Source organism: Neobacillus niacini, assembly GCF_030817695.1.
GTDB lineage: Bacteria > Bacillota > Bacilli > Bacillales > Cytobacillaceae > Neobacillus > Neobacillus niacini_F.
Genome location: NZ_JAUSZQ010000002.1, coordinates 3,851,257 through 3,865,538, shown reverse-complemented (window position 1 = coordinate 3,865,538; position 14,282 = coordinate 3,851,257). Strand labels below are relative to the sequence as shown.

The 14,282-nt window shown below is 37.7% G+C and carries 10 protein-coding genes and 1 pseudogene; all 11 read left to right on the top strand.

Annotated elements, in window-relative coordinates; genetic code table 11:
* Window positions 1-108: 108 nt before the first annotated feature.
* The 11 genes and pseudogenes from QFZ28_RS19465 (at window position 109) to QFZ28_RS19415 (ending at window position 14,262) form a co-directional block, all read left to right on the top strand.
* A complete protein-coding gene (locus tag QFZ28_RS19465; protein ID WP_307196181.1) occupies window positions 109-1,596 on the top strand; it encodes an ABC transporter substrate-binding protein in 1,488 nt (495 codons plus the stop codon).
* A 286-nt stretch (window positions 1,597-1,882) separates the two neighbouring features.
* Window positions 1,883-2,789: pseudogene (locus QFZ28_RS19460) on the top strand (ABC transporter permease).
* 17 nt (window positions 2,790-2,806) lie between these two features.
* Window positions 2,807-3,694 (top strand): carbohydrate ABC transporter permease, encoded by an 888-nt coding sequence (locus tag QFZ28_RS19455; RefSeq protein ID WP_307196180.1) that lies wholly within the window; start codon window positions 2,807-2,809, stop codon window positions 3,692-3,694.
* Between the two features lie 95 nt (window positions 3,695-3,789).
* On the top strand, window positions 3,790-4,413 hold the full coding sequence (locus tag QFZ28_RS19450) for a YesL family protein (RefSeq protein WP_307196179.1): 624 nt from the start codon (window positions 3,790-3,792) through the stop codon (window positions 4,411-4,413).
* Window positions 4,414-4,474: 61 nt separating this feature from the next.
* On the top strand, window positions 4,475-6,799 hold the full coding sequence (locus tag QFZ28_RS19445; protein WP_307196178.1) for a glycoside hydrolase family 3 C-terminal domain-containing protein: 2,325 nt from the start codon (window positions 4,475-4,477) through the stop codon (window positions 6,797-6,799).
* A 44-nt stretch (window positions 6,800-6,843) separates the two neighbouring features.
* The gene (gene uidA / locus QFZ28_RS19440) at window positions 6,844-8,631 is read left to right on the top strand and encodes a beta-glucuronidase (protein ID WP_307196177.1); all 1,788 of its coding nucleotides are present in this window, start codon (window positions 6,844-6,846) and stop codon (window positions 8,629-8,631) included.
* Window positions 8,632-8,894: 263 nt separating this feature from the next.
* On the top strand, window positions 8,895-10,199 hold the full coding sequence (locus tag QFZ28_RS19435) for an alpha/beta hydrolase (RefSeq protein ID WP_307196176.1): 1,305 nt from the start codon (window positions 8,895-8,897) through the stop codon (window positions 10,197-10,199).
* Between the two features lie 487 nt (window positions 10,200-10,686).
* Window positions 10,687-11,715, top strand: a complete 1,029-nt coding sequence (locus QFZ28_RS19430; RefSeq protein ID WP_307196175.1) for a TRAP transporter substrate-binding protein — start codon at window positions 10,687-10,689, stop codon at window positions 11,713-11,715.
* Window positions 11,716-11,865: 150 nt separating this feature from the next.
* On the top strand, window positions 11,866-12,345 hold the full coding sequence (locus tag QFZ28_RS19425; RefSeq protein WP_307196174.1) for a TRAP transporter small permease: 480 nt from the start codon (window positions 11,866-11,868) through the stop codon (window positions 12,343-12,345).
* A 21-nt stretch (window positions 12,346-12,366) separates the two neighbouring features.
* Window positions 12,367-13,671 (top strand): TRAP transporter large permease, encoded by a 1,305-nt coding sequence (locus QFZ28_RS19420; RefSeq protein WP_307196173.1) that lies wholly within the window; start codon window positions 12,367-12,369, stop codon window positions 13,669-13,671.
* Between the two features lie 66 nt (window positions 13,672-13,737).
* On the top strand, window positions 13,738-14,262 hold the full coding sequence (locus QFZ28_RS19415) for a helix-turn-helix domain-containing protein (RefSeq protein WP_307196172.1): 525 nt from the start codon (window positions 13,738-13,740) through the stop codon (window positions 14,260-14,262).
* Window positions 14,263-14,282: the final 20 nt, after the last annotated feature.

Below are 14,282 nucleotides of genomic sequence, written 5' to 3'. Positions count from 1 at the left end.
TTTAGTAAGTGTATTTTTATCTATCCTCTATACTAAAATCAGATGGTTGATAGCGCTTTCAGATAGGGTTTTCAACGTATCAACTAATAATATAAGGGGGAAGAGAAGATGAAGAGTTTTACGAAGTTTATCATGATTATTATGTCAGTCTTGTTAGTTTTGGCTGGCTGCAGCTCAAAAGAAAGCAGTACCGGCAAAAAGGAAGGAACAAGTTCAAAGGATGAAACATATGAAATTACAATGGTATATTTAACTACAACTTCAAGCATTGACGATCTTCCTTTGGTTCAAGAAGAAATTAATAAAATTTCTAAAAAGAAGATTAATGCTACCGTTAAATTGGTGCCAATCGGTGGTGCTGCATGGCAGCAGCAACAAAACTTGATGTTAACAAGCAATGAAAAACTAGATTTAGTCCTATCTTCATCATTCTATGGCTACAATACACAAGCAGTCAAAGGGCTGTATATCCCATTAGATGATTTACTTAAGTCACATGGTCAAGATATTACAAAAGTAGTTCCTGAACATCTTCTGGAAGGTAATAAAGTTAACGATAAAATATACGGAATTCCAAGTATAAGAGACTGGGGTTCTTATTATGGATTTGCTATGAGAAAGGATTTAGTTGATAAATATAGTATTGACCTTTCTAAAATCAAATCATATACCGACTTGGAAAATGTATTTAAGACCATCAAAGAAAACGAACCAACTTTAACACCTGTAGTAAACACGTCAATGGGAACGTCGGTTGCTACTGCGATTGCAGCTGGAAAATTTGATGTGCTGGGCGATAACCTTGGAGTAGTGTCCTTTAAAGATAAGGAAATTGTAAACATGTTTGAAGATCCTCAATATGTTGAAGCTGTTGAATTAGCAAGAAAATGGTTTAAAGCGGGCTATATTATCAAGGATTCAGCTACATCGAAAGAATCAGCTGCTAACCTTGTGAAAGCAAATAAAGGATTTGGGTATTTTGCTAAAATGAAGCCAGGCTTTGATGTGCAAGAGAAGGGAATAACAGGGCATGATATGGTATCAGTAAAACTTTCGGATGTATATTCGTATACGGATGCAGCGACAGGCTTTAATATGTCCATCGCCCGGAACAGTGAAAATCCTGAAAAAGCAATGGAATTCATCAATTTACTTTATTCTGATAAAGATATTATGAATTTACTTGATCTTGGAATTGAAGGTAAACATTATGTTAAAAACTCAGATGGAACCATTAAATTGCCAGATGGTGTGAAGGAATCAAAATATGTATTTAACCAGTGGGAAATCGGAAACAACTTCCTAACATATCCTTGGGAAGGAAATACTGCGGAATATTGGGATGTTATGAAAAAGCATAACGATTCGGCTGTATTGTCCCCAGCCTTTGGTTTTACTTTCAATCCTGATTCAGTAAAAACAGAAATCGCAGCCTCTATGAACGTATTAAATCAATATAAGTTAGGACTTGAATCAGGTACTCTTGATCCAGAGAAAAGTTTAGCTGAATTTAATAATAAGCTTAAAGAATCTGGACTTGGTAAAATAATTAACGAGAAACAAAAACAGTTTGACGAATGGAAAAAAAATAAATAAGGGTGAAATGGAGAGCTAATGTTTAGCTCTCTTTTTTGATGACCTTTCGAGACTGAAATATAAAAAAAACAAATTCCTAATAGTCGGATAAACGAAAATAAGAAGTCGTAATACCGATATTTCCAATTCAACCTGTCAGCTAAAATAAAAATATAGCAAGAAATAAAGGACTTTTGTAAGCGGAAACAATTTAATCGGTAAGGGGGAAAAATGGATGTCAGAAGTTACAGTAAAGAAAATGAAAGCAGGGGTCCATGCATTGCCTGTTAGCAAGGCAAACACGAGGATGATCAAATTTAAAAGGTTTTTACCTCTATTTATCATGATGGTGCCTGGATTAATCTATTTATTGATCAACAATTATTTACCGATGTTCGGACTAATCATTGCTTTTAAAGATATTAACTATGCAAAGGGAATCCTAGCCAGTGATTGGATCGGCTTTAAAAACTTTGAATACTTATTTCGTACAAGAGACGCCTTTGTAATAACCCGAAACACCATTTTATATAATGGAGGATTTATTATTTTAAATACCATTTTGGCAATCGGTATAGCCATAATGCTTAATGAAATTAAAAATAAACTAATGAAAAGCTTTTATCAAAGTGTCATTTTATTGCCATTTTTGATTTCGATGGTCATTGTTAGTTATTTGGGATTTGCCTTTTTAAGTGAAGATGTTGGTTATTTGAACAAAACAATCCTGCCATTATTAGGGCTTGATGGAGTTTCATGGTATAACGAAGCCGAATATTGGCCGTATATCTTAACCTTTATCAATATGTGGAAAGGTGTGGGGTTCTTATGTGTCATCTACTTGGCAGCTATTATTGGGATCGATCAAGAGTACTATGAAGCTGCTACTTTAGATGGAGCAAATAAATGGCAGCAAATGATTCACATTACCATTCCATCGATTATGCCCGTCATTATCATGATGACATTACTAGCAATTGGGCGGATCTTCTACTCTGATTTTGGTTTATTCCTATCAAGTGCCAATGAATTCAGGTGCAATCTATGATACCACCAATGTTATTGATACTTATGTTTACCGAGGTTTAATGCAGCTTGGGGATATTGGAATGTCAGCTGCAGCAGGTTTATATCAATCTATCGTTGGATTTGTACTGGTTTTATTATCGAACTATCTTGTTCGTAGAAAAAGTAAAGACAATGCATTATTTTAAGCTGGAGGTGGAGTAGAATGTATAAATCTGATCGAATCATGCAATGGGTTTCCCATATCTTTTTAATCGTTTTAGCAGCAGGCAGTATCATTCCCTTTATTATTCTTTTATCTTCTTCTCTAACAGGTGAAACAGCTATTTTAAAGGATGGTTATTCCTTTTTCCCTAGGGAGATTAGCTTAGAAGCCTATGAGTATTTATTTAAAAATTCATCAAGTATTTTAAGGGCTTACGGCATTACCATTTTCGTAACAGTCGTTGGAACATTTGTTAGTTTAGCCATAACTGCGTTTTTGGCATATGCACTTTCTCGCCGTGACCTGCCTTTTAGAAACTTTTTTGCTTTCTTCGTTTTCTTTACCTTATTATTCAACGGTGGACTCGTACCAACTTATCTTGTTTACACCCAAATGTTTGATTTGAAAAATACGATTTGGGCCTTAATTGTACCTGGTTTGCTTATGAATGGTTTTAACGTGTTATTAATGCGGACCTTTTTTATCACATCCATTCCAGAGCCTATAATTGAATCAGCCCGAATGGATGGGGCAGGTGAATTTAGGACCTTTTTCTCCATCATCCTGCCTTTATCATTACCAATTTTAGCAACCATTGGATTGCTTCAAACGATTCATTATTGGAATGACTGGTTTAACGGTATGGTTTATATCACCGATCCATCCCTATTTAGTATTCAAAATATATTAAATAGGATGCTGGCCGATATTCAGTTCTTAGCTAGCAGCGATTTGGGAACCAATGCAAGTGAGGCAGCTGCGCAAATTCCTTCTACAGGAGTGCGTATGGCGATTGCTGTTATCGGGGTATTACCGATTTTAATTGCGTATCCATTTTTCCAAAAATACTTGGTAAAGGGAATTGCGTTAGGCTCAGTTAAAGGGTAAGGGGTAAAAGAGGAAAATGTATAGCTCTATCAAATAGGTTAGGGCTATTTTCCTTAATAGGATACGGATGGTGGCCATATAGGAGTGAGTATTTAGTGGGAGCATTTATGAGGGGCATTTATGGTATTTCTGAGTGGGTTACGAGATTAATGTATGTAAACCTACTTTGGATTCTCTTTACTTTTCTTGGTCTGGTGGTTCTAGGTTTTTTCCCTGCAACAACTGCGATGTTCGCAGTCGTCCGAAAATGGGTCATGAAGGAGGATATTCATGTATTTCAAACGTTCTGGGAGGTTTATAAAGATGAATTTATAAAAAGTAATGGTGCCGGTTTGATTATTATCGCTTTAGGCTGTTTTCTATATTCTAATATGAAGATTGTAGAAGCAATAACCTTACCAATACTAAAATTACTCTATATTCCCAATGTAGTAATGATTTTAATTTTCCTCCTTACCTTATTATATATTTTTCCTGTTCTTGTACATTTTAAGGTTGGGGTTAGAGCAGCAATTAAAAATGCGGTTATCTTAATGACGATTAATCCCATTACAACATTCGTAATGACAGTACTAACAGGAGGTTTCTTTTTAATACTAGGTAAATTTCCCGGATTCATTCCTTTTTTTAGTGGGAGTGTGCCTGCATTACTACTAATGTTTTTTAGCAGCAATGTCTTCACTAAGTTACAAAGAGTGGAAGGTGCGTATGAGAAGTAAAACACTGCGATTTTAAAAAATTCACCAATTAAAAAAAGGCAGTTATTATAAGGAGGATATTATGAGAAGAGATATTAAACGATTAATTAACGAGATGTCGCTTGAGGAAAAGGCGAGCCTTTGTTCAGGATTAGATTTTTGGCATTTGAAAGGGATTGAACGACTGGGGATTCCATCGATTATGGTTACTGACGGTCCGCATGGTTTACGGAAGCAGCAGGAAAGTGCAGATCATTTGGGACTATATAATAGTGTGCCGGCTACCTGTTTTCCGTCTGCAGCTGGTCTCGCCAGTACTTGGAATCGTTCACTTGTAGAAAAAGTTGGGATTGCATTAGGAGAAGAATGTCAGGCTGAGGATGTAGCCGTATTACTTGGACCCGGAGCCAATATTAAACGCTCGCCTCTTTGTGGAAGAAACTTTGAATATTTTTCAGAAGATCCTTATCTTTCTTCGGAATTAGCAGCAAGTCATATTAAGGGTGTTCAAAGTGAGGGAATTGGTACTTCTCTTAAACATTTTGCCGCTAACAACCAAGAACATCGCCGCATGTCTGTTGACGCAATCGTTGATGAAAGAACTTTAAGAGAAATCTACCTTGCTAGCTTTGAAAACGCAGTTAAGAAATCTCAGCCATGGACAGTTATGTGCTCTTATAACAAGGTAAATGGTGAATACGCTTCAGAAAATAAGACGTTATTAAACGATATTTTAAAAGAAGAATGGGGATTTGAAGGCTTCGTTGTTTCAGACTGGGGTGCGGTAAATGAACGCACCAAGGGGTTGGAAGCAGGTCTGGAACTAGAAATGCCTTCAAGTAATGGTCTAGGGGACAAAAAAATTGTGGAAGCAGTCAAGAACGGTGAGCTATCTGAAGAGAAATTAGATCTAGCGGTAGAAAGGCTTCTTAATATTATTTTTAAGGCAGTTGATAACAACAAAGAAAATGCAACCTACGATAAGGAAGAACACCACCAGTTAGCTAGAGAAGTAGCAAGAGAAAGTATGGTTCTTTTAAAGAATGAAGACCATATTCTCCCTTTGAAAAAAGATGGTACTATAGCGGTGATCGGTGAGTTTGCCAAAAAGTCAAGATACCAAGGGGGAGGAAGTTCACATGTGAACCCGACAAAACTTGAAAATATTTTTGATGAAATTGAAAATTCGGCTCCAAATGCAAGTGTTTTTTATGCCCAAGGTTATGAACTGGAAAAGGATGCAATCGATGAAAATTTATTGACTGAGGCAAAAGAAGCAGCCATAAAAGCTGATGTTGCCATACTATTTGTGGGTCTGCCTAATCGTTACGAATCTGAAGGATATGATAGAGAGCATTTAAGAATTCCAGACAATCACCGCGGTTTAATTGAGGCTGTAGCAGAAGTTCAGCCTAATGTTATAGTTGTGTTAAGTAACGGTGCACCCGTGGAGATGCCTTGGATTGACCAAGTAAAAGGATTGCTTGAAGCATATCTTGGAGGCCAGGCACTAGGCGGCGCAATCGCCGATCTTCTATTTGGTGCGGCAAATCCAAGCGGAAAATTAGCTGAAACTTTCCCGAAGGAACTGCGTCATAACCCTTCCTATCTCAACTTCCCAGGTGAAGGTGACAAAGTAGAATATAAGGAAGGATTGTTTGTTGGATACCGCTATTACGATGCGAAAGGAATCGAACCGTTATTTCCTTTTGGTTATGGATTAAGCTATACAAGCTTTGAATATTCTAATCTCTCAATAAATAATGAAGAAATTTTTGATAATGAATTAGTTGAAATATCAGTTACAGTAAAGAACACAGGGAATGTGGCAGGGAAGGAAATTATTCAGCTATACGTACGGGATGTGGAAAGTACCGTGATAAGACCTGAAAAAGAATTAAAAGGCTTTGAAAAGGTGCAATTACAACCGAGTGAAGAAAAAATAGTTTCATTTGTCTTGGATAAAAGATCGTTTGCTTATTATAATGTCGACCTTCAAGACTGGCATGTTGAAAGTGGTGAGTTTGAAATTTTGGTAGGTAAGTCTTCAGCAGATATTCAGTTAAAAGGAAGAGTACAGGTTAAATCGACTGTGTCTATTAAAAAATCTGTACATCGAAATACAACTATTGGCGATTTAATGGGAGATCTAGTTCTTTCTCCAATTGCACAAAAAACTTTAACTAAGGTATTTGCAGGAAGCCCATTTGCAAACAGATCTGAAGACACAGATGAATTCCAAATGTTTCAGGCGATGATGAAATTTATGCCACTACGGGCCTTGGTGGCTTTTAACCCACAGAATTTTAATGAAGATATGTTAGATACTCTAGTAAAACAGCTTAATGAGGCTTTGGATAGTGTCCCAGAACAAATAACTTTAAAATACAAAAATCTTGTCAAATAGATTCATAAACATGTCAATGGGTTTTATAAAAAGGAGAGATAGTAATGTTATATCCTATTGTTACGGAAACACGTAGTATCATCGATTTAAATGGGATTTGGAATTTTAAGCTTGATTCGGGAATTGGCTTTAAGGATAATTGGCAAAATGCTAAATTAACCGACACAATGAACATGGCGGTTCCATCCTCTTATAATGATATTGGAGTAAATGCAAGTATACGCGATCATGTTGGCTGGGTTTGGTATGAACGGGAATTTTCTATCCCTGCAGCACTTCAATCTGAGCGTGTGGTATTACGATTCGGTTCGGCAACACATCTAGCTAAGGTATTTGTAAATGGTGAACTAGTTGTGAAGCATAAGGGCGGATTCTTACCGTTTGAGGCAGAATTAAATAATTTTTTAAAAAAAGGTAAAAATCGTTTAACGGTTGCAGTCAACAACATTGTTGATTACTCGACTTTACCAGTTGGAACAGTAATAGAAAAGGATATAGCTGGTAAAGGTAAAGTATTAAGTAACCGACCAAATTTTGACTTCTTCAATTACGCTGGCATACACCGTCCCGTGAAAATTTACACAACACCTGCTACTCATGTTAAAGATGTAACCATTGTAACTGAAATAGATGGAAAGGTTCATTACTCTATTGAGTTAGCCGGAATCTCACAAGTTAAAGTAAAGGCCATAGACGAATCTGGAGTTGTTGTAGGACAATCAGAAGGTGCTGCAGGTACCATCAACATCCCAAATGTACAGCTGTGGGAGCCATTAAATGCCTACTTATATACCCTTCAAATTCAATTGGAAAAAGATGGAAACGTGATCGATCTTTATGAACAGCCGTTTGGTGTAAGAACGGTAGAGGCTAAAGATGGAAATTTCCTTATTAATAATAAGCCATTTTATTTTAAAGGATTTGGTAAGCATGAAGATACACCGATGCACGGAAGAGGGTTTGACGAAGTTGCTAACGTAATGGACTTCAATCTGATGAAATGGATTGGAGCAAATTCATTCCGGACAGCACATTACCCATATTCGGAGGAAATCATGCGTCTAGCTGACCGTGAAGGATTTGTTATTATTGATGAAGTACCCGCAGTTGGTTTGCATTTGAACATGATGGTAGTGTTTTTGGGCGGACAGAAACGGGATACCTGGAAGGAGCTAAAAACATTCGAACATCACCAACAAGTGATCAAAGAATTAATCGAACGAGATAAAAACCATCCTTCTGTGGTTATGTGGAATATAGCGAATGAAGCGGCAACGGAAGAAGAGGGAGCATATGAATACTTTAAACCGTTAGTCCAGCTGGCAAAAGAAACGGACCCGCAAAAACGTCCTGTAACGATTGTTACAGAAATACAATCTTCACCTGAAAAGGACCAAGTAGCGGAACTGCTGGATATCCTTACCTTTAACCGATACTATGGTTGGTATGTTGACGGTGGTGATTTGGACTCTGCTAAAGAAAAACTTCGTTCGGAATTTAATAGCTGGCTTAAACGTTGCCCCGAAAAGCCATTTATGATGACCGAGTATGGCGCTGATACAGTTGCTGGATTACATGATGTCGAACCTGTTATGTTTACCGAAGAATACCAAGTAGCTTTCTATAGAGCAAACCACGAAGTGTTTGATGAATTTAATCATTTCGTTGGTGAACAGGTATGGAATTTTGCTGATTTTGCAACCGGTCAAGGAATTGTCCGAGTTCAAGGAAACAAAAAAGGTATCTTTACTCGCGATCGGAAACCAAAATATGCAGCACATGAGCTTAAAAGACGTTGGACAGAAATACCTGATTTTAACTACAAGAGATAAGTTACAGTATATAAATCCTAAGCGCAGACTTAAAAATATAAAAGAAGGAACCCGACAGTTGTAAACACTGTTGGGTTATTTTTTTTCACAAACTTCAAACGTCCTCCATCTCCTCAAATTAATTAATAGAACACCTCTTTATTGTGAAATTTAACCTCTTTATTTTACATTTCTAATAATTTCGAAAAATAATATAATCAAATCACACCTTGATAAAACTATACAATACTAACTAATTTCGTATGAGAGAAAGGAGTAGGGTAATGAAGAAAATTTTAATTCTAGGAATCATGCTTTTAATGGTTTGCTCGATCTTTAGCAACAACATGTTAGTCTTTGCTTCAGAGTCACCTGGAGTTGATTACACTGATTATAAACCCGGCGTAACTGTGGAGGCGGATACAGCTTCTCCAACCGGCTATTATGCAACGTTTATTTACGAGGATGAGACTAAAGCAGCAACAAAGGTTGAACTATATAGCGACACTTTCCATCATTTCACAATCGAAGATGGGTTTTCACGCCCATATAAACCGGAGGAGTATAAAGCGGGCATGTTCCCTGCTGGCGGTAATGCTGATACTACATATTATGTATCCATGGAAAAACTGGGCAAAAATTTGTGGGGGGTCAAAGTTCCTCTGTCCAGCGGCGCTTTTGTCTACAATTTCCGCATTACCAATCCGGATGGTACTACAACCACAAGACTGGATGACCCTAACAATCCGACGCTGATGAATACTGCGACAGGTATTGATAGCTTGTCAAGTATGGTATATGTTCCATATAATTCGAAAACAATGGGAACGGGAGAGTGGCTGGATCGCTCGGTAGAGCTTCCACGTAAAAGTAAGAATGGCAAAGTGGAAACCGTAGCCTATACAGGAGCTGCCGGTGATAAACGCGGGCTTGCTGTTTACCTGCCTCACGGATACAATGAAAACCGCAACAAGCCTTACAAGGTACTTTACCTGTCCCATGGCAATTCTGGCGATAAGTATGGCAATGAATTACGTTGGATGAATGAGGGCGCAGTGGCTAATATTATGGATAATCTGATTGCAGATGGAACTGCAGAGCCGTTTGTGGTAGTGACCATGAATAATCAGGACTTTGGGTGGGACTATAAAAAAATAGAAGAAGACCAGTTTGAATATATCATGCCTTATATTGAAGCTAACTACAATGTGCATGATACACCTGAGGGGCGCGCTTACGCTGGTTTGTCGATGGGTGGGATAACTACCAGTCGGATGTATTACTACCATGCTGATGAGTTTGCTTATTTTGGTATTTGGAGTGCAGCTGCTAATGGAGATGAACTGAAAAATATCGACACTTACAGCAATTTGGACAAACCTTCCGTAATGATGGGTGCGGGTACCTGGGATTTTGGGCTTAAACCGGTGCAAGATTTAAGCAATGCACTGACTGCTAAGAATATCGACCACTCTTATCTTGAGATTCCTGCAGCGCATGACTGGGAAGTTTGGCAGTTGTTTTATGCCGCTTTTGTAGAGGATCACTTGTGGAAGGCTGATTCAGCTAAAATTAAAAGCGAAGACTGATTAAGATACGTTGAATGCAGCTTATATTGAGTATTTGATATAAGGTTGATGAAACATTAAGCAAATAATAAACAGCCCCACAAGGTTAGTGCTTGGTGGGGCTGTTTTAATGTCTTTAAAGTCTATTAGGTGAAACTATGAAAAAAACGGATTGACATCGTTTTCAAAAACTATTAATATAGTAATTAAGTTAATAATATGTGACGGAGAAATGGAGACTCACACGGATTGCCTGTTATTTTATTCAGGTCCTTCTGTTGTGGGTCTCTTTTTTTTCGTCATAATCCTTAAGGCTTACAAACTGAAGGGGAGAAAGAGTCACTTTTCATTTGAAATGAATGGAGACGAAGATTTTACATCATGTTTAATGCAAGAGTATTAGGGGAGGGAAATGATTAAAGCAAAGTATAAATAAGTAAAAGAATATGCATTGATTTTTCTGAGATTTAAGAAAAATAAATAATTTAGAAAATGGGGGTCAATTATAATGAGAAAATTAATATCTTTTGTTACATCTGGAATATTAATAGCTGGACTTTTGGCTGGATGTGGCAATGCAGGAAGCAATGCAGCTGACACAGGCGGAAAGGAAACTGGGGTAGAGGAGAAAACTTTTAAGCTTGCCCATAACATGAGTGAAGACCATCCGGTTCACAAAGCACTTGCTGATTTCTCCAAGAAGGTAGAAGAAGAGTCTGATGGGCAAATGAAAATTCAAATTTTTGCTAATGGTGTACTTGGAGCAGAAAAAGAAGTATTAGAGCAGCTGCAAGGCGGAGCTGTAGATATGACGAAAGTGAGCGCCGCAGCTCTGGAGAGCTTTGCTCCTGAATATGCTGTTTTCAGTCTCCCATATTTATTTGTCAGCAAAGATCATTTTTATAAATCCATGGAATCGGAAGCGGTTCAAAAGCTTTACCTGGCAAACAAGGATAAAAAATTTGTAGGTTTGACTTACTATGATTCTGGGGCAAGAAGCTTCTATACAAAAGATAAGGCGATAAATACTCCAAATGATTTAAAAGGTTTAAAGATTCGTGTTCAGGATTCACCGACAGCAATCGATATGGTGAAATTATTAGGTGGGAACGCAACACCAATGGCGTATGGAGAGGTTTATACGGCACTGCAAGCGGGAGTTATTGATGGTGCGGAAAGTAATGAAACCGCATTAACAACTGGAAAGCACGGAGAAGTTGCGAAAGAATTTTCAATCAATGAGCATACAATGATCCCAGATATTCTCGTTATGAGTGCTGCTACATGGGACAGCCTATCTGAAGAACAGCAGAAAATTCTAACTGATGCAGCGGGGTCGTCTACAGAATACCAAAAGGAACTATGGAATAAAGCAATCGAAGAGGCGATAACAGAAGCAGAGTCCGAGATGGGCGTGAAATTCAACGAGGTCGATAAAGCGCCGTTTATCGAAAAGGTTAAGCCGATGCATGAGGAATATAGCAAGAAAGATCCTAAAATCAAAGAAATCATGGATGCAATTGAAGCTCTAAAATAATAGAGGAAAGGGTCAAGCTGCGCCTTGCTAGTAGAAATGATAGGGCGAAATAATGGCTTGCCCTTTCTATTTTATTTTGAGTGACAAAGTTACCATGACAGGAAAAAAACAATAGAAAAAGACACCGATTTAAAAGAAGGGGTTTAGGTTATGAAAACAATACGAAGTTTTCTGGATAAGTTAATTATGTTTGTAGGGTGCTTATTCACCGTCATCATGGTTATCGGTGCAATCTGGCAGGTCTTTAGCCGATACATATTGGGTGATCCGAGCACGATTACAGAAGAATTGCTTCGTTTCGGACTTATATGGACCACTATGTTAGGAGCAAGTTATGCTTTCGGCAAAAACGAGCATTTGGCGATAACCGGTTTATTGGATAAATTAAAAGGAAAAAATCAAAAAGCACTTAGACTGGTTAATGATTTGTTCATAATTAGTTTTGCCGGTGCAGTCATGATCAAAGGCGGATTAAACATAGTATCCACAACTATGACACAGTTGACACCAATTCTGCAAATTCCAATGGGAGTGATCTATTCCATTGTACCTATTTCCGGAGCGATCATTATCATTTATCAACTATTAAATATGCCCGATTGGTTGAAAAAGAAAGAAAAAATTTTATAGAGATGAAAGGAGGAGTTTTTCATGGGTGCGATTGAAACAGGTTTAGTGATGGTAATAAGCTTTATTATTTTAATGGCAATGGGGGTCCCGATTTCTGTAGCTACAGGGATAGCCTCTTTTATTGCTGCGATATTGATTGTACCGTTTGACGTTGCCATTTTTACGGCAGCTCAAAAAATGGTAACTGGGATCGACAGTTTTTCTCTTTTGGCAGTTATCTTCTTTATTTTGTCAGGAATTATTATGAATAACGGGGGAATCGCCCTGCGTCTTGTCAACCTGGCAAAGTTGATGGGCGGTAGTCTTCCCGGATCACTAGCTCATACGAATGTCGTAGGGAACATGCTGTTTGGGTCGATCTCAGGATCTGCAGTAGCGGCAGCGGCTGCCATCGGTGGTACTATGGCTCCGCTTCAGGAAAAGGAAGGGTATAATAAAGCATATTCTGCAGCTGTAAATATTGCCTCTTCTCCTGCAGGTTTACTGATTCCTCCGAGCGGAGCATTTATTATTTATTCGATGGTCAGCGGAGGTACATCCATTGCCGCATTGTTTTTAGCGGGATATGTACCGGGAATCCTAATGGGGCTAACAGTTATGGCTATTGCCTACTATATTGCTAAAAAAGAGAAATATCCAGTAGCAAAAAGACCGAGCTTTTCTGAGGGTACAAAAGTTATTATTGAAGCCATTCCTAGCTTACTGCTCATCGTGATCGTAATCGGGGGAATTGTAGCAGGAGGAGTCTTTACTGCAACGGAAGGTTCTGCCGTCGCTGTTTTATATTCCGTTATTCTATCTATCATTTATAAAACCTTAAAGTGGTCCGATGTTCCCAACATTTTGAGTGAAACAGTTGTTATGACAGGTATTGTGCTATTTCTGGTTGCTGCTTCATCGATCATGTCCTGGGTAATGGCGTTTAGCGGTATACCAGCTGCAATTAGCGAGGCTGTATTATCCATTTCAGATAATCCTATTGTTATTCTATTGATTATTAATGTTGTATTGTTATTAGTCGGCACCGTAATGGATATTACACCAGCGATCCTGATTTTTACCCCTATCTTTTTGCCAATTGTAACTCAAATAGGCATGGATCCTGTTCATTTTGGAATTGTTTTGGTTTTTAACCTCTGTATCGGTATCGTGAGTCCACCATCCGGAAGCAGTTTGTTTGTCGGATGCAGTGTTGGGGGAGTTAGCATAGAGGCTGTAACGAGACCATTATTAATTTTCATGGCAGGTTTAATTGTTACGTTACTGCTCGTAACGTATGTTCCAGCCATTACCTTGTTTGTTCCTAAACTATTTGGGGCTATGTAGTTGCTTGATCGTACTCATATCCTATTATTATATTAATCAAGTTAATAATAAGATAGGGGGTAATATATGAATCAGATTAGTTATCTGTTAAATCACAATCCAATAAAGGCTTCTAGACTGGATAATTCTGAGCTCTTTTATTATCAGTCAGGTGCTCTATTAGTTATATTCCAAACGGATAATATAGACTCTATCAAAACAGATTTAATTAACATTACAAATGATCTAGGCAAAGTTTATCCAAAAGACAATGCCAAAAAACAATATAGTATGGTTATAAATCAAATTATTGAAGAGATTGATAAACAAATAAGTAATCCTGATTTAACTTTAAAGTGGCTCGCTCAAGAAATAATCTTTATGAATAAGGACTACTTAGGTAAGAAATTTAAAAAAGAAACCGGACAAACCTTTACAGATTACTTAATGCAATATCGTATGAATAGGGCGATGGAACTTATCGCTCAAACTAATCATTTAAAGATCTGCGATGTAGCAGAAAAAATAGGCTTTAAAAATAACCCTGCTTATTTTAGCAGGGCATTTAAGAAATTTACTGGTGTAACACCTTTAACTTATCAAAAAAAGTAAGAAAGTGAGCCTTGAGAAAT